We start from the raw sequence: 17,010 nt of genomic DNA on the forward strand, positions 1-17,010 counted from the left end.
GAGATGCCCGCGTTGTTCTCCCTGCTGTCCGTTCCGGCACCGCAGCACGTTTCAGGGGCTTCCGTGCTCGCGCGCCCTGGTGTCTTCGGACTGGGCCTGCCGGACCAGAGCCTGCTTGCCTCCTGGGCCGGAGGCCGGGTTCGCCGGGTTGCGAAGGCTGCCGTCGGCGGTTTGCGGTTCGCGTTCTACTGGCGGGTGTCGACCGAGGACCATCAGGACCCGGTGACCTCCCGAGCCTGGCAGTTGGGGCAGGCGTTGGCGACGATCGCTGGCGAGGGGCGAATCGTGGTCGAGTTCTCGGACGTTGGGCAGAGCCGCACCGTGGCCCCGCAGCGGCGCCCTGGCATGGCAGCTCTGCTGGCCGCCTTGGAGGACCCGAACCGCGGTTTCGACGCGGTGGTGATCGGCTCGAACGAGCGGGCGTTCTGCGGTAACCACTACAGCCTGGTCGCTCCGCTGCTGGCTTCGCACGGTGTGCAGCTGTGGATGCCGGAGCTCGGCGGCCGGGTCGATCCGTCGATCGATACCGTCGAGGAGCTGATGGACCTGCTGGGCATCCTGGCTCGCCGCGAGGTCATGCGCGCCAGGGCCCGGGTCACCAATGCGATGACCGTGCAGGTCCGCGATCAGGGCCGCTACGAGGGCGGCCGGGTCCTGCACGGCTACCTGCTGGTTGACGCCGGCCCGCACCCGAACAGGCGTGAGGCGAAGCGCGGGGTCCGACTGCACACGTTCGGTATCGACCCGACTGCAGCGACAACCATCGAATGGATCTTCGCGATGCGGCTGCAGGAGTTCAGCCTGGCCCGGATCACCCGGGCCCTGAACGACGCCGCGATCCCGTGTCCATCGGCGGCCGACCCCGAGAGCAATCCGCACCGCACCGGTGCCGAGTGGACCCTGGGCACAGTGCGGGAGATCCTGCAGAACCCCGTCTACACCGGCCGCATGGTCTGGGGCCGCACCCGCACCGACCGCGACCTGATCGACCCCGCCAACCTCGCGCTCGGCCGCACCGAGGTCCGTCGGCGTAACAACCCCGACCAGTGGGTCATCTCCGAACGCCGCACCCATCCGGCCCTGATCAGCGAGGCAGACTTCATCGCCGTCCAGGCTCTGCGCGCCAAGCATGCCAGAGCGAAGCACGACTACCGGCTCAAGGGGCTGCTGCGCTGTACAGTCTGCGGCCGGTCCTTCGAGGGGCACTGGGTCAACAAGGCCCCGGCTATCGCTGCCGGCACGGCCATACCAGCGCCCAAGACCCCGGCGCGCCCCGGCCGAAGAACGTTTACCTGCGTGAAGACCGGGTGCTGGCCAAGCTGCCGCTGCTCCACCACCGACTCACCGTCGCCGAACCGGCCACGGTCATTACCGGCGCTACTGCCAGCGCCGCCCGCCCCATTCCGCTGACACCCGAGGAGGTGATTGACCACCTGCGCGAGCACGCACTTGAGCTTCGCTACGACTCCAGAACTCGGACGCTGGAGACCGGCAGCGAGCATCCTGTGCGCATCACGATCTGACCAACGAGCCGGTATCCATCATCTGCGATCAGGGGAAGGAGGAGTCCGGACCGCGCGACCCGTCGTCACACGACGGCCGTCGTCGAGGAACGCATTCGCTGGGAGGTGATAATAGGCACGACCAGCGCCCGGGATAGCAGGAATTCAGGCCCGGACGCCAAAAAGGGCTGCCCGAAAGCAGCCCGATATGGGGTAATTGTGTGTCCGAGTGCTATTTGACGGATTGATTTCGCTCGACACGCCGCTCCCGTAGCCGATCAAGCGCCATCCGCAGCTGGCCAGTCACAAAGTGCAGACCTCGTTAACCGCACTTCGAGTATCTCTCGAATCGTCTTCGCTGTAAACCGTTTCCGGTGAATTGAGTCAGCTGAATTCGCCGATGACGTGGGCGTTCGGAGGTGTGTTTCGAGGGCCGTCGTATGGCGGCCCTCGAAACTACCGCGGAGGTCTTCTGCGCCAGCCGTGCTACGACCGCTGGGATGGTCGCCAGAAGAGCTGTTGGTGGGGATACGCCAGCGTGGCGTGCCGTCTACGTCCAGTTTTGATGCACGTTGATGTGTCGGGATGCGGGAGAGGTGCCGTCGGCATACCTCAACTCACGCCGGGGCGTGCCGCCAGAGCTGGGTCAATGACCAACGTAAGCCGCGTGGGGCTTCAGCGGCCCGCCGTCAGGGTACTGGACCCGGACCCGCGGATTAAGCTTGACTCGAATGGGCCGGTTGCGACTTGCGGGGATGCTGCTGCTCACGTTCGGTCAGGGGCCCGTACGACAGGCCGTTTGACGCGATGGATTTCGAGATGCCGTCGCCTGTACGTGGCCTTGTCGATGCGGCTGGCCGAGAAGTCGGCCTCGTTCACCGCGTCGTCGAGGCCTTGGAAAGCGTACGACCTGACAAGGTCTCCTCGGTGCCACCGAAACGCCACGGTCACCCCGCCTTTGCTGCGCAGCCGAACGGGCTCGAATCCGGTATGCGGCGCGAGGCCGTAGTACGACAGCCAAGCGCCGACCTCGAAGTCCACATCGGGAAGCCGCGGAGCGTCGAAGGACAGGATGTATTCGAGCCCGAGCTCCTGGTTGGTGACTTCCTTGTCCGGAAACTCATGCCACAGGGTCGGAGTCGCCGTTTCGTCCAGAGTCGTGATGGCCGAGCTGATGATGAAATCGGGCTGCGTATGCACCCTGCTGGTCCTGATCTTTATGGTCAGAGCGCCGGTGGCTCGATCCAGATCCACAGTCAGGTCGCTGTGAGTTTCCAAGCACACACTCTGAGCATAGCTCCGCGTCGACCTCTGCGTGAGCGGATCGGTTTGGCGCTGGTCGGGCGGGCCGGGGCTCGTCTGGCTGCGGCAGCCGCTGTCCCGATCGGGCGGATGACGCTGATTCGGCTGGTCAAGGCGTTGCCGGACCCGGAACGGCTGACGCCCAGAGTGCTGGGGGTCGACGACTTCGCCACCCGGCGTGCACCGGTACAGCACCGTGCTGACCGACTGCGAGACGCACCGCGTCGTCGACGTGCTGCCGGTCGTGACTCCGCGCCGCTGACCCGCTGGCTGGTCGAGCATCCGGGCGTGGAGGTCATCTGTTGGGACCGGGCCGGCGCTTATGCCGAAGGCGTTTGTCGCGGTGCCCCGGATGCGGTGCAGGTTGAACCGTACCGGGACTGCGCCACGGTCCCTATTTGCCTGCAGGTCAGGGCGGTGACTCTGACCTGCAGTCAAACGGAGGAGTACGGCAGGATCCCGGTACGGTTCAGTTACTGCTGAGCTGGCCGCGTGTTTGGCGCATAGCTGCATGGGCTCTTATCCGCAGACTGTCCGATACGTACGATCGGGGCATGGATCTGGCGAATGTGGTGATGTCCGGCGCGCAGTCTCTGGTCACAGCGGTCTTGACCGATTCTTGGGGCCAGGTTCGTTCGGCGTTGTGCAGGCTGTGGGCGCGACACCGCTCTGACGGTGACCCGGCCGGCCCGGACCCCGCCGCGCTTTCCGCCGCCCACGCCGAACTTGACCTGGCCAGGGAGCAAGCACTGGCAGTCGCCGGGCAGGGACCGGAGCCGGAGCGTGCGGGCCGGATGGAGTTGTTCTGGGCCGGCTACCTCGCCGGCCAACTGGCGGCACGGCCCGAACTCGCCGATGCCGTCCGCACCCTGCCTATGCTGCTGGAGCCGCGGTCGGCGGTGTCGCTCACAATGGTGACGACCAGCAAGGACATCAGCGGCACTGTGCATGGAAACGTCGCACAGACCGGTGACGTCTCTGGCGGGATCCGATTCGGAAGGTGACACAGGGAGCAATGCTCAAGACCGGTGGATCGGCTCGGTGAGGGCGTACCCTCCCGAGTGATCGTTTCGAAGGCCGCTGGGTAGGCCGGCGTTGGCGCGTCGGCTGGGAGGGCACGCCCATGCTTACGTAGTCGACGCCGACCGGACCACCGACAACGGCTCCCTGATTGACGAGATCGTCCGGGAAGGAGCCCGGCGGATGCTGGCTGCCGCGCTGCAGGCCGAGGTCAACGCCTATCTGGCGCAGCTGGCCGACCAGCGGGACGCCGCCGGGCGGCGGCTGGTGCGCAACGGCTTCCACGCCGAGCGGACCATAGCCACCTCGGCCGGGCCGGTGACTGTCAAGGCGCCGCGGGTGAACGACAAGCGGGTCGACCCGTTGACCGGGGAGCGCAGGCGGTTCTCCTCGGCGATCCTGCCGCCGTGGGCGCGCAAGACGCCGAAGATAGCCGAGGTGCCGCCGCTGCTGTATCTGCACGGGCTGTCCATCGGCGACGGTATCGCGGCTGGCCGCCCAGTGGGCCGAGGACCACAAGGCGTTCGAAGCGTGACCTGTCCAAGACCGACTTCGTCTATGTGTGGGCCGACGGCGTGCATCTCACGGTCCGGCTGGACGAGGCCAAGGCGTGCGTGCTGGTGATGGTGGGGGTACGGGCCGACGGCAACAAGGAACTGATAGCCCTGGATGAAGGCTGCCGGGAGTCGGGAGAGTCCTGAGCGAATCTGCTGCGGGACTGCTCCCGGCGTGGGATGCGCGCTCCGCATCTCGCCGTCGGCGACGGGGCGCTGGGCTTCTGGAAAGCGCTGCGCGAGGTGTTCCCCGAGACCCGCGAGCAGAGATGCTGGGTCCACAAGACGGCAAATGTCCTGGATGCCCGTTCGAAGTCGGCGCAACCCGCGGCGAAGAACGCGATCGCAGACATCTGCAATGCCGAGGACAAAGACCAGGCCAAGGCCGCCGTCAAGGCGTTCGGGAAGCAGTACGCCGCGAAGTTCCCGAAAGCCGTGGCGAAGATCGTCGACGATGAGGACGTGCTGCTGGCGTTCTACGACTACCCGGCCGAGCACTGGATCCACCAACGCACCCCACCTTGTTGCGCTCGTGCGCGCAGGCGCACAGTTCGACGAGGGCGTCCTCGTCGAAAGGCAGGACGTCACCGCGGCTTGAACATCCCAACTCGCGACCCGACAACCACACCGGCTGCAGCGACCGGCCCGCAGACGCCGCCAGACCCCGGTCGGTTCAGGTGTCGTAACACCCGTCCCACGGAGACTTGAAGCCCAGCTGGTTCGGGTAGAGCTCGGCCCAGTCCTCCACCTCGACGCCTTCGGCGTACTCGAAATCGTTGCTGGTCAGCAGGCCGAAGACCACGCCTTCGAACTCCACCTTGAAGGGACGAATCGCGATTCCGCAGAACTCGCGGCCGGGCAGCGCGTCCAGCCAGCGAGCCAGACAGTCGTTCTGTTGCTCAGCCCACGGGCCCGGTCCGGGACACCAGATGTCCGAACCGAGGTGGTAGCCCCCGTAGTTGAACCGATGCAGCACCGCGTACCAGCGCTTGTGAAGGTGCCAGTCGGAACCGACCTCGTAGCCGGGCGGGAACGCCCCGGTAATGCAGCCGAAGAACTGACCGTCGTCGTAGCGGCCGATCGTGCTCGTCCGGTAGCCCGGATCATGACAGATCGGTATGAGCTCAGGAATCGCCATGGGCGGCACCCTAACGTGCCGCCGATCGCGACCAGAAAGCCCTCCCGAAACACAGGCTTTGACAATTGCTCTGACACGGGCCGATCCACCCGGAGCGGTGGCAGACTACGGACTTCGGGCGCCAGGCGGAATCCAGGCGGTGGTGAACGGCGCGGCCGGCCACGGACATGAGCTCCGCAGGGGCGTCCTCTGACCTGCCGGGCCGGGCCAGGGACATGGTGCAGGCCCGGGACCTCTCCGGCGACATCCACTACTACTCCGCCTCCGCTCCACTATCCGTGGCTTTGTTAGCTAATCGGCACTTTGACTGGTGAGCTCGCGTAATCAACTGTCGCGAGTTCTCGTTCCGACGAGCAAGACCATCCGGCTCTAACCGACCTCAGGTGACAAAGCATCCCCAGGGGGTGACGCCAGCGGCTCCCGAGGGGGGCCAGATCGTCACATACTTCTGCCAGTCGATCTGGCCGTCGTGCTCTTCTCATAGCGGCCCACCTGCCGAAAAGTAGACGTAGTGGTTGCCGTAGGGCATGTCGACCTTCCAGAACTCCCACTGGTCGAGGTGGTGGTGCGTGTAGCGAGCCACGAGGTCGGCCAGCGTTCGGAGTTCGTCGTCGCTGAGCCGGTCGCCAGGAGGTATGTGGGTCATGGTCGAAGCATGTCAGCATCGTCTGCACCACTCACGCGTGGTGTCCAGCCTGCCGGTGAGCGTGTGTGGTCCCCGGCGGCGTAGCGGCTCCAGCAGGTACCGGTCTCGGCGGAGTGCCTGGCGGTGGTCTTGTAGTGGTAGGTCAGGGCATCGCCGGCGACGGGGGCGGGCATCTCCAGGACGTGTTGGCGGATCGCGGCCGCGCGGCCGGCGGTGCTGACTCCGACCTTGTTGACCAGGGCGGCGAGGGAGTTGGGGTTCATCGGCTCCCCGGCGCGGCGGCCAGGGAAGAGCCAGGTCGAGTCGTGGTTGGTGGCGGTGTTCATGTTGTTCCTGTCCGCGATCCAGCGCAGCAGCAGGTCAGCGAAGGGTGCGGGGATTGGGTTGGTGTTTCGCCGAGGCGCAGGAGCAGCTGGTCGTCGCCTTGGATGACGTCGTCCAGGGTGAGGCGAACTACGCGGGTGAGCGGCTGGGCGTAGAGAAGGACGATGCTCCCGGCGACCCGGGTGCGCAGGGCTTTGTCCTCGCTGGTCAGCAATTGACCCAGGATGCTGAGGCGCTGCTGCTGGCCGAGCGGGCTGGCCTGGATCACGGCGGTCGGCAGTTCGAAGCGGCGGGTGCGGCGGCTGGCGGCGCACCAAAGCAGGAAGGATCGCAGGGCGCGGCGGTCATGAATATGGTGCTCGGCGTGCCATCGGTCGATCTCGGCCTGGCGGCACTGGTCGAGAGTGAGTCCGTGCTCGGTGAGCCATGCGGAAACATCGGTCACTGTTTTCGCATGCGCTTACGGGATTCGTGTCGCAAGATCACACCGCCCGGCGGACTCCGCCCGCTACGACGCGCCTCTCAGAACTGGTCAGTTCTGACAGACCGCGCAGACGACTTCGGAACCGGACACGTTCATGATCGTTTCCGGGGGTGTTGAGAAACGATCATTTCTCAACACCTTGACGAGTCGGTCGAATGAGGGGTTGCTGTCGCCGAGTTCTGCTCAAGTTGCCCCCGTGCACGTCTGAAGTCTCGCAACTTGGGCGACGGCTGAGCCGGAAGCGGACGGACGCGCCACTGGGCGGCAACGGAAACGTGCATTATTATGGTGATAATCCATACTTGGAGATGCGGCGATCATGAAGGACGAGTCGGAAAGGTGCCCTAAAAGCACGGATCCCGATGTTGCTGGATATTGCAAGACGAGTCTCGGGGATACTGTTCAATACCCAGTGATGGAGGCTTGATGCCGAAGACCGTGACGGCGGTTCTTGACGAAGTTATCGATCGTGTTCCAGTCGTAGCGACGGAGAGTATAGAGGGCGCCAAGGAGTTCCTTGAAATCCGACTGATCGGCGGTGTATATGCAGTCTTCAACGGTCGACAATTGGATTTTGGCGGAGTGCCGTCCAGGACACTGTTGGCGGCGTTGGTATTGTCGGCCGATCAGGCGGTGTCAAAAATCTTCCTCATTGATGCAATATGGGGGCTGAATGCACCATCAACGGCCAGTCAATTGCTTGCCGATTACGTGTCACGGCTTCGTTCGATACTAGCTCCCGCAAGTTCTCTGATTTCCCTGCGAGCAACACGCGACGGGTTTCTGGCTAAATTTACCAATGCTGCCACGGTGGTGGATGTGCATCGTTTTCAGAGTCTGATACTTCAGGCCGACATCGTGGCGGAGGCAGGCGATACGGAAGAGGAACAGTTTCTGGTTCAGCAGGCGCTGGACTGGTGGCCTGAGGGGGCGGTGCCTCTGGCGGGCCTGGAATCCTCCTGGGCCAGAAATCAGGCTCGAATGCTATCAAGGTTGCGACTGGGGGCCGTTGAGCGCCTAGCCCTGGGCGCAACAGGTGCACGGCCCGGGGAGCGGATGGATGTCAGCGTCCCAATATCCCCACATGAGTCAGATGCGTCTTCCAGGCTTGGCCATCTTGATAACTCGACCCCCCTGGGTGACGTTGAAGTCGACCAGATATCAGTTTCAATCTATATTTCAGATGCACACTATGCCGGCAGTGTTCAGGCGGCAGTTGAGGAATGGCTCACAAGAGCGGGGCTCGTTGTTTCCGAACGCGATGAGCCGGTGTCCGGCTCGTGGTGGCTTCGGATGCGTGCCAGAATTCGGTCAGCTGTCGAAACAGAGGGCGCTCGCGAACTGGGTATCGCTGCCGCTGTTGCACTTGAGACGCGCCTTGTGACGGCCGAGACCGCCAAAGTTTCAGCGCTGTTACTAGAAGGTGTATCAAAGATCCTACCAGCACTGGAAGGGGTCGACGAAGCGGTTATTCAGGCGCAATCACTGCTGATCGTAAAAAATGGAAAATCGCTGGCCGTCTTCAATCTTAATGCAGCACAGCAGTTTCAATTGGCGCGACGGCCAGACTTGCTTGGCGCGCCGAAACAGATTCTTGTCGTTTTGGGCCTAGGGTCGGATCAGGACAGAAGTTCTCTAGGGCTGGTAGCTCCGACAGGCATTGGAGCCGAGTTTGAAGGTCCAGTAAACAACGGTCGTTGATGCATCTGGAGCTTGTCGGCAGCGGTCAATGTTCTTCCGAAGGTGTGGATTTCATCCTCGGACTCTATCTTTTTACTGATAGTTGCGCGAATGTCAGTGAGCCTGTTGGTGAACTGATCGTTGGTGGTGTGCTTGGGGCGTCTGGCAGTGTGGGCCTGGCGTTTTGCGGGTTCGTCGCGGTAGTAAGACGGGCTCTTGATAGCGCGGAAGGTGTCGAATCCACCGCGGTCTCAGGAGCCCGTCGATGCCATCTTCCCCACCTGCGCCCACCGTGTCCGGCGAACTGCAACCTTGCTGCGGCCTGGCGCGATTCCACCACCCCGATCATCCCGGCCGCGCCCGGCGATACCCCACCGACATGACCGACGCCCAGTGGTCCATGCTCGAGACGCTGCTGCCGGAACCGGCCTGGCTGACCGGCAACGGCGGCCGCCCCGAGTCCCACTGCCGCCGCACGATGATCGACGCACTGTTCTACCTGGTCGACAACGGCTGCAAGTGGCGGGCCCTACCGGCGGACTTCCCGCCGTGGACCGCGGTATACGCCTTCTTCACCCGCTGGGTCCGCAACGGCTGGCTGCGCATCCTGCACGAACGATTACGCACCCGGATACGTCGCCTGGCCGGACGGGACCCCGAGCCGACCTGGGCGGCCATCGACTCCCAGTCGGTGAAGGCCGCCGCTACCGTGGGCCGCACCGAACGCGGCTTCGACGGCGGCAAACGCGTCAACGGCCGCAAACGCCACCTGATCGTCGAGTCCACAGGGCTGCTGCTGCACGTACTGGCCACCCCGGCCAACGCCCACGACACCAAGCCGGCCATGCCCCTGCTCGAAGCCCTGCACCACAACCACCCCGGCGTGACCACCGTCTACGCCGACACCGCCTACCTCGGCGCCCTCATCGGCTTCGCCGCCGACACCTGCGACATCGACCTGCACGTCGTGCTTACCGAACGCACGCCCACCGGCGGCTACACCATCCCCTGGCGCCGCTGGGTCGTCGAACGCACCCTGGCATGGATCACCACCTGCCGCCGCTGCGCCCGCGACTACGAACGCGACCCCTTCCACCACGAAGCCATGGTCATCTCCGCCATGGCACTGCACATGACCCGCCGCCTGGACAAACCCACCACCCGATGGGCCTGACCAACCTCAACGATCAGTTCACCAACAGGCTCAATGGCGGCCGTCCGGACCTCTACATGCCACAGAGACCGCGACCCGGGGGCGCAGTAACGTATCGGAAAATCCGGGCGCGACCCTCCCCGAAGGCCTCACACTTGAATAGCAGGTCCTTCGAGGAAGAGAACATGACACAAGTAGACCTGGTGGTCCTCGGCGCGCTGGACCGCGCGACGCAGAACTTCACCACCATCTCCGGCGTGGCCGAACACCTGACCCGCGAGGCCGGCGAACTCGACCCGGCCACCTACGACCCCGTGCACCTCGACGCGGTGCGCGCGGCGATCGGCTTTCGGCTGCTGCCCGACGGCACCTTCTCCGGCGAGTTCGCCGGCGCCCTCTCGGGGCAGTGGCCCGACACTGTCGACCAGGTGAGCTCCGACGCGCTGCAGCTGTGGGCGGCATATGCGGACGCCGCCAGCAGCGCGGCGGCGCGAGCGCACCTGCACGACCTGCTCACGGCGGCCAAGGCGGATCGCCCGCATCGGCACGCCCGGGACGCGATCTCCGCCTACCGCGCGGCAGCCCCCGTGTTCTTGGCCGCCGACACGGTCAGCACCCGAGTCCGAGCAACAGAGTCGCTGCTCCGCGCCCTACATCTCTCGCTGAGCATGAACCAGAAGGACCTGCGCGAGCTGGTCGTGAAGGACATCGTCACGATGGCCGAGGACATGCTGGACACCGCGAGCCCCCCGCTGGGCCTGTTGCATCGGCTCCTGAGCCCGCTGCACGCGGCGAAGGCGGACGCCGCCACCGTTACTAGCCTTATAGAGCGGGCCGTGACCGCCAGCGAGAACGACATCATCCTGCACCAGGCGTTCCTGAAGCTGCTGCGCCAGTTGGCCGCTGACGACCAGGCCCGCCAGGCGATCGACCGGCGGATCGTCATCGCCATGATCGATACTGCGGAGAACAAGATGACCGGCGTCCTGAGCCTGATGCTGCTCAACGACGCGGCGACGGCGCCCCAGAACGCGGGGTTGACCGACCTGTCCGAGGCGGCACGGAAGAAGATGCAGGCGATGCAGGTGCAAAGCCTGGGGATGAAGACCCGCGGGATGCTGCTGGAGCTGACCCCCGCCGAGCGGGACGCGGCGCTGGCCGAAGTCGACCAGGCGAACACGCTGGCCGAGGCGCTGTGGCGGATCGCGGCGATGCCCGCGCCGGCCGGCACGGACACCGCCGCCGAGCAGGCCGCGCTGGCTTTGATGGCCTCGGCGCCGCTGGCCACCGGCATCGCGCGCGGCAGCATCAACCCCGCGGGCCCGGTGCCTACGGCCCCGGCCAGCACCGATGGGCTTGCGAACACCAAGGACATGTACCGCAAGGTCGCCACGCAGCGTGCCGGCCTGGCCTTCGCGGCGCAGCTGGACTGGGTTTGGGAGCGTTTCGCACCCACCGTCGACGACCTCGTGGCGGTGTTCGACTGCCCCGAACTCGTCACCGCGTCCCGGACGAAAATGCTGGCCCGGGCGTTCGCGTTCTACGGCATCGGGGAGAACGACGACGTCTCGGTGCACCTGGCGGTTCCGCGCGTGGAAGCCCTGGTGCGGGAGATCCTGCGCGGCCACGGCGTGCCGATGCTCACCGTCGCGAAGGGCGACACCAACGGCGGCGTGCTCCAGATGGGCACGCTGATCTCCAACATGGAGAAGATCGGCTTCGACGAGGACCGCCGCCACTCGTTCGTCTTGACGTTCACCGACGGAGAGCGCGGTCTGAACGTGCGTAACGACGTGTGCCACGGTCTGGTCGACTGCCCGCCTCGCCCCGTTGTCGCACTGGTGCTCCAAGCCGCGCTTCACTTGCTGGCCGTGGCTCACGGCGTGATCGCCCTGTCGGCTCTGGCGGCGGCGCCGCCACCGTAAGGCCGCCGGACGAGCGCTTTACAGGGGCTGTGAGTGGAGACCGGTCGTGCGTAGCGGACAAGCGGCGGAACGACGGAACAGGACATTGCCATTATCGAAGCGGCTATGAAATGAGCCGTGCGAACTGAACCCTTCCGTGTAGCGCGGTATTACGCGGCGTCGCAGAGGCGGAGTGACGGCGGGAACCTGCTCTTGCGGGTTCCCGCCGTCGGCGTATATTCCGCTTTCGCCTGGCGCCGCCGGTGCGTTCGGGGTCAGGCCCAAACGAGGTGCTCGTCGCGGTAGACGGGCCATGGCTTGCTGGGCGTACTAGGAACTGTGCGGGGTTCGGATCATGTGGTTGAGGTGAGGAGTTTCAGCCACATGATCGAGGCTCGGAGGTGGAGTCCGGCCTCGTAGCTCTGCGGGGACTTGTCGTAGCGCGTGGCCAGGCCCCGCCAGGTCTTAATCTTCTGAAAGCAGCGTTCGACGGTGTTGCGCTGCTTATAGCGGCCCGGGTCGAAGGCGACCGGCCGGCCGCCGGCTGAGCCCTTCTTCTTCCGATTGGCCTGCTGATCGGCCTTCTCTGGGATGACCGCGGTGATGCGACGTCGACGCAGGTAGGACCTGTTGGCCTTAGACGAGTAGGCCTTGTCCGCCGCCACGGCGCCGGGGCGGGTGCGCGGTCGGCCGACCGGCCCGGAAACCCAGATCTTGTCCAGGACCGGGATGAGGTGCCGGCAGTCGGCCGCCTGCCCGGGTGTGAGCAGCAAAGCCAGCGGCATCCCAGCCACGTCGACCGCTGCGTGGACCTTGCTGCTCAGCCCGCCCCGGGACCGCCCGAGCCCGGCAACCGCGGCGCGGGCTTTGCGGCGACGCCGTGTCGCGGCACGATCCTCACCCGGCGACGCGTCCTGGTCGTCCGCACCAGCTGTGGCCTGCGACGCACCACCCGCCATACCGGCGGCTGATCGTCCAACGGAGCCCCTTTTTCCTCGGTCAGAGCCTGTTCCAACGCATCCAGCGTCTCCCCGGCGATCGCCAGGCCAGCCGACTCGTGGTGCGCCCGAACGATTGTGGAATCGACGCTGACCAACTCCAGCCCGACCTGTCCTCGCGATGCAGCCTCGGCGATCAGCGAGTCCATCAAGGCCTGGAACACACCGGCCCTGGACCACGCGTTGAAACGGTCGTACAGCGTTGACCAGGAACCGTAGCGTTCGGGCACGTCACGCCAGCCAGACCCGGTACGGAACCGCCACAAGACCCCGTTGAACTGCTCCCGCACCCGCCGCGGCAACGGCCCGGTGGCAGCCACCGGCAACTGCGGCTCAATCAAAGCCCACTCGGCATCCGTCACATCAAAACGCGCCACCACCGAGTTCTACCAGCCACCACCAGCCCACCACCGGGCCTCACCGAGATCCGAACCCCGAACAGCTCCTAGTGCTGGCTAGCAGGTACCGGATGCCAGCGATCCATGAGTCCTGGTCGATCAGTTCGGTGAGATACCGGTCCAGCTCTGATCGCTGCAGCTGCAGGTTCCGGGAAATTACCATGTCCTGCATGCCAAGCGGCGTGCGGCTCTCGTTGTGTAGTTCCATCACCACCTGGCCGGCGACCAAGTCGGGGGATCCGGCCGGAAGTATCCAGCGGGCGTCGATGCCGGCTCTCTGAAGGTCCCTGGCGAGCGCCGGGCCGGACGTTTCGATGGTGACGACCGAGAGGTCGCCGACCAGGCGCGCTGCAGCGACTGGGTGGATCGGGTAGATCCCCCACGGGACGCGCAGCGGGTCGCGGGATACGGCGTCCAGGCTGGTGGCGTTGACATGCAGGTCGCGCCGGTCGTTGATGCCAGCGCGCCGCATCTGTGTGTGGCGGCTTCATGTGGCCCGGGTCTGGCGGCGGTTCCGGGCGTTCCTGTACGGCCGGGCTTGGACCCAGACCGAGGGCCCAGTGGCGCTGTTCGACCATGCGGTGGCGTGGCTGCGCCGGGAGTGGGTGCTGCTGCCGGGTGTCACGGTGCTGGCCCGGCTGGTTGCCGACGTCAGGGAGAAGGCCGATGCTCGGCTGTACGCCACGGTGGCCGGGGCCGCGCGGTGCACCGACCGGGCACCAGGGTGACGGCGTTGAGGACCAGGCCGAGGGCGGCGAGCTAGTCTTCCTGGCCTTCCCGGTAGCGTTGGCGGATGAGGCACCGAGTCGGCCGAACTGGCTTGGATACCAGTCCTCCTGGCGCCGGTTTTCCTTCAGCGTTGGCATCGACGGCTTCTTCACGCCCTGTCGATATATCAGAGCCCTGTGTAGCCTTGGGTGCGGTACCGGTCGTGCGGTAGGGGGAGCAGTGGCCACAGGTGGCAGTGACAGCGGGGACACGCGCTCGGACCTATCCGGCAACGCCGGCGACGTCGTCCAGGCCCGCGATGTTACCGGTGGTATCCACTTCCACACCAGCCCGGGTCCCGGTGGTATGGTCCCGCGGCAGCTGCCGGGGGATGTCCACGGGTTCGTCAACCGCACCGCCGACCTGGACGGCCTGGACGCGGCCTTGGTGTCCGAGGACGGGCAGGGCACCGCCGCGGCGGTCTGCGTGATCGCGGGCACCGCCGGAGTGGGCAAGACTTCCCTAGCGGTGCACTGGGCCCACCGGCACCGCGCGCTGTTTCCCGACGGCCAGCTCTACATCAACCTGCACGGATACGACCCTGGTGACCCAGTCGAGGCTGGACAGGCACTGACCCGATTCCTGATTGCGCTAGGCGTCGAGCCCAGCGCGGTCCCGGTCGAGGTGGAGGAGCGCAGCGCCCTGTACCGCACCCTGCTTGCCGAGAGACGAATGCTTGTGGTGCTCGACAACGCCGCCGCGGTCGGCCAGGTACGACCCCTGCTACCCGGCGCCGACGGGTGCCTGGTGCTGGTCACCTCCCGCTCCCGCCTGTCCGGGCTGGTTGCCCGCGATGGCGCGCACCGCGCGACCCTGGAGGTGTTTCCCGAGGCCGAAGCCGTCCACCTGCTACAGGCAACCACCGTTCCCTACCGGACTGGGGACAGCGACGAGGAAGTAGTAGAACTAGCGCGACTGTGTGCTCGACTACCGTTGGCGCTACGTATCGCGGCTGAACGCGCTGCGGCCCGCCCCCGGATGCCGCTCTCAGAACTGATCCGTGACCTACAGGACGAATCCTCCTTGTGGGAGGCGCTCTCCTCGCAGGATGACGACGAGGCCGACGCGGTGCGCACTGTGTTCGCATGGTCCTACCGCGCTCTTCCGCCCGCTGCCGCCCGAATGTTTCAGCTGCTCGGCCTGTACCCTGGCGCCACCTTCACCCCTCACGCTGCCGCCGCGCTGGCCGCCGTTCCCCTGCGCCAGGCGCAACGAGACCTCGATGCGCTCGCTGGTGCCCACTTGCTTGAACATTCCGATCAGGAACGCTACCAGTTCCATGACCTGCTGCGTGCCTACGCTCAGGATCAGGCCGCACACCTGGAAGAACTACAGGACCGTCGCGATGCACTCCTCCGCATTAGCAATTGGTATCTACAGTGCATGGTCGCAGTTAGAAACCATCTAAATACATCAGATTTGGGTCGCGCGTGGGGAATAGCCATAGACGTTCCCGTCACCAATCCACTGAAGTCATTCTCGGACGCCGTCGAGGCCTCCGCATGGTTCGACCGGGAGTCTGGTAATCTTGTGGCCACGGCAAAGGCTGCGGCAAACGCCGGACTGGACACGATCACAGTTCAGCTGCTTGCGGCCATGTGGGTCCCATTCGGCGAAAGAAATCCTACGGGCGCATGGTTGCCGCTCGGACGGATCGCACTGAACAGCGCCAGCCGTCTTGGCGATCTTCACGCAGTGTGCATGGCTTTGCTGGGGCAAGGTATCACCCTGCGGCTTGCTCACCGTATCGACGAGTCGATAGCAGTTCACTTGGAAGCGCTGGAGACGGCCATATCCGCCGGATCCGCTGCTCAGAAGGCTGCGGCGCTGACCACTTTGGGACATGCATACTCGAATGGGCGCAGACTCCGTGAGGCGCAAGAATGCTACGAACAATTGATCGCCGCGATATCGCAGCCGGATCGGTCTTGGAGCGATGCAGCGCGGAGCGGACTTGTATCTGTTCTCTGGGAATCTGGGCTACTTGTCGAAGCCGAGACCCTATGCAACGATGTCATCCGCGACAGTGAGACAAACCTAACTACGCGTACCGAAGTTCTGCTGAGATTGGCTCTGGTCAAGAGTGAATCAGGGCGAGCGGAGGAAGCGCTTGGACATATTGCCGAGGCGAATAATCTCCTTTGGCACGTTCACTCGGGGAACCTGGTGCGATGGGCTGGTGTGTGCCACGGCTGGGTGCTTCTGGCCGCAGGCCAACCAGAGGACGCGCTTGCTGTCCTGCAGCCGGTGGCAGCAGCCAGTCGGCAGCTCCGAGATCAGATTCGGGAAGTATTCGCTGTCGATGCGGCGGGACAAGCATACCTTGCGCTTGGCCGGCTCGATGAGGCGGTCAGGTTTCACCGCGTAGCCGAAACGCTGTGTCAGGATCTGCACGACCGTTGGCGTCATGCGGTAATCCTCGACCACCTGGCCATAGCGCTGTCCGCCCTTGGGCAAGGCGCCGCCGCCACCGAGGCGTGGACCGAGTCTCGCGAGATGCTGACCGGTTTCAACGATGCCCGCGCACAACGACTGCGCGCCAAGGTTGACGCCACCCTTGCCGCACCATAGATGCCAGATCTGGAGACTCAATAGCCGATGCGTAAGATAATAGTTTATTACCCGGTACATGGCGCCTCAGCGGGCTGAAACGACCTGCACGGGAGCCCTCCGCTGCGGTGCGCGACTCACGCACGTTATCCCGTACATCGCCTCCGGCGTCCGGAGCCCGCGGTGACCGCCGTAGATCCGGACGGCTCCGGGATCACCATCCGCGACGCGATGGACCGGTTCCTGTCCTCGCCGCGGTGCGCGAACCCCAACACCCGCCGCGCCTACGCCGCCGCCCTGGACAAGCTCGCCGACCGCCTCGGCCCGCACCGCCGGCTGCCCAGTATCAGCGAGCAGGAGGTGGGCGACGGGCTCGCCGCGCTGTGGGGCACGGCGGCGGAGTCGACCTGGAACCAGCGCCGCGCCGCGGCCGGCTCGTTCCTTACCTGGTGCCGCAAGAACTGTATGTAGCGGTTTGAAGTGGCCCGGGTCTGGCGGCTAGAAGTGGCCCGGCCTCTTGGCCATCCCAGATGCTGGGTTTCGATCTGATTGGCCCGGGCTGGGTCGGTAGAGCAGCGATCAGACCTGA

Annotated in this window: 13 protein-coding genes and 3 pseudogenes; 10 read left to right on the forward strand and 6 right to left on the reverse strand. The window is 65.4% G+C overall.

Going from position 1 to position 17,010, the window contains the following annotated elements; translation table 11 throughout:
• Positions 1–3: 3 nt before the first annotated feature.
• Positions 4–1,410 carry a recombinase family protein gene (locus tag ABD481_RS42960; RefSeq protein ID WP_344671687.1) on the forward strand — a complete coding sequence of 469 codons (1,407 nt, stop codon included), beginning with the start codon at positions 4–6 and terminating at the stop codon, positions 1,408–1,410.
• 857 nt (positions 1,411–2,267) lie between these two features.
• On the opposite strand, the gene ABD481_RS42965 is transcribed toward ABD481_RS42960, so the two are convergent.
• Complete coding sequence (locus ABD481_RS42965; protein ID WP_344671688.1) at positions 2,268–2,780, reverse strand: hypothetical protein; 513 nt, start codon at positions 2,778–2,780, stop codon at positions 2,268–2,270.
• A gap of 578 nt (positions 2,781–3,358) precedes the next feature.
• Here ABD481_RS42965 and ABD481_RS42970 point away from each other — a divergent pair.
• Positions 3,359–3,808 carry a hypothetical protein gene (locus ABD481_RS42970; protein ID WP_344671689.1) on the forward strand — a complete coding sequence of 150 codons (450 nt, stop codon included), beginning with the start codon at positions 3,359–3,361 and terminating at the stop codon, positions 3,806–3,808.
• 103 nt (positions 3,809–3,911) lie between these two features.
• Positions 3,912–4,960 (forward strand): annotated as a pseudogene (locus tag ABD481_RS42975) (IS256 family transposase); the annotation flags it as partial.
• A gap of 91 nt (positions 4,961–5,051) precedes the next feature.
• On the opposite strand, the gene ABD481_RS42980 reads toward ABD481_RS42975, so the two are convergent.
• The 3 genes from ABD481_RS42980 to ABD481_RS42990 all read right to left on the reverse strand — a co-directional run bounded on the left by ABD481_RS42980 (position 5,052) and on the right by ABD481_RS42990 (position 6,488).
• Positions 5,052–5,516 carry a hypothetical protein gene (locus ABD481_RS42980; RefSeq protein ID WP_344671690.1) on the reverse strand — a complete coding sequence of 155 codons (465 nt, stop codon included), beginning with the start codon at positions 5,514–5,516 and terminating at the stop codon, positions 5,052–5,054.
• Between the two features lie 478 nt (positions 5,517–5,994).
• Positions 5,995–6,162, reverse strand: coding sequence for a hypothetical protein (locus ABD481_RS42985; protein WP_344671691.1), 168 nt, complete (start codon positions 6,160–6,162; stop codon positions 5,995–5,997).
• Complete coding sequence (locus ABD481_RS42990) at positions 6,159–6,488, reverse strand: hypothetical protein (RefSeq protein WP_344671692.1); 330 nt, start codon at positions 6,486–6,488, stop codon at positions 6,159–6,161. The genes ABD481_RS42985 and ABD481_RS42990 overlap by 4 nt, the downstream gene beginning before the upstream one ends.
• A 44-nt stretch (positions 6,489–6,532) precedes the next feature.
• Here ABD481_RS42990 and ABD481_RS42995 point away from each other — a divergent pair, with 44 nt between their 5' ends.
• The 4 genes from ABD481_RS42995 to ABD481_RS43010 all read left to right on the forward strand — a co-directional run bounded on the left by ABD481_RS42995 (position 6,533) and on the right by ABD481_RS43010 (position 11,728).
• On the forward strand, positions 6,533–7,087 hold the full coding sequence (locus ABD481_RS42995; protein ID WP_344671693.1) for a hypothetical protein: 555 nt from the start codon (positions 6,533–6,535) through the stop codon (positions 7,085–7,087).
• 309 nt (positions 7,088–7,396) lie between these two features.
• The gene (locus ABD481_RS43000; RefSeq protein ID WP_344671694.1) at positions 7,397–8,671 is read left to right on the forward strand and encodes an AfsR/SARP family transcriptional regulator; all 1,275 of its coding nucleotides are present in this window, start codon (positions 7,397–7,399) and stop codon (positions 8,669–8,671) included.
• 358 nt (positions 8,672–9,029) lie between these two features.
• Positions 9,030–9,824, forward strand: a complete 795-nt coding sequence (locus ABD481_RS43005; RefSeq protein WP_344671695.1) for an IS5 family transposase — start codon at positions 9,030–9,032, stop codon at positions 9,822–9,824.
• A gap of 164 nt (positions 9,825–9,988) precedes the next feature.
• Positions 9,989–11,728, forward strand: coding sequence for a hypothetical protein (locus ABD481_RS43010; protein ID WP_344671696.1), 1,740 nt, complete (start codon positions 9,989–9,991; stop codon positions 11,726–11,728).
• A 332-nt stretch (positions 11,729–12,060) separates the two neighbouring features.
• Here ABD481_RS43010 and ABD481_RS43015 read toward each other — a convergent pair.
• Both ABD481_RS43015 and ABD481_RS43020 read right to left on the reverse strand, forming a co-directional pair.
• A pseudogene (locus ABD481_RS43015) lies at positions 12,061–13,082 on the reverse strand (IS5 family transposase).
• Between the two features lie 40 nt (positions 13,083–13,122).
• Complete coding sequence (locus ABD481_RS43020) at positions 13,123–13,575, reverse strand: hypothetical protein (protein ID WP_344671697.1); 453 nt, start codon at positions 13,573–13,575, stop codon at positions 13,123–13,125.
• Between ABD481_RS43020 and ABD481_RS47555 the strand changes: the two are divergent.
• From ABD481_RS47555 to ABD481_RS43035, 3 genes and pseudogenes are all read left to right on the forward strand, one after another.
• Positions 13,559–13,696 (forward strand): annotated as a pseudogene (locus ABD481_RS47555) (hypothetical protein); the annotation flags it as partial. The gene ABD481_RS43020 and the pseudogene ABD481_RS47555 overlap by 17 nt on opposite strands.
• Before the next feature lie 562 nt (positions 13,697–14,258).
• Entirely contained in the window at positions 14,259–16,442 is a 2,184-nt protein-coding gene (locus ABD481_RS43030; protein ID WP_486323370.1) for a hypothetical protein, read from the forward strand.
• A 162-nt stretch (positions 16,443–16,604) separates the two neighbouring features.
• The gene (locus ABD481_RS43035; RefSeq protein ID WP_344671698.1) at positions 16,605–16,892 is read left to right on the forward strand and encodes a site-specific integrase; all 288 of its coding nucleotides are present in this window, start codon (positions 16,605–16,607) and stop codon (positions 16,890–16,892) included.
• Positions 16,893–17,010 lie beyond the last annotated feature (118 nt).

This window comes from Catenulispora yoronensis, assembly GCF_039531695.1.
GTDB lineage: Bacteria > Actinomycetota > Actinomycetes > Streptomycetales > Catenulisporaceae > Catenulispora > Catenulispora yoronensis.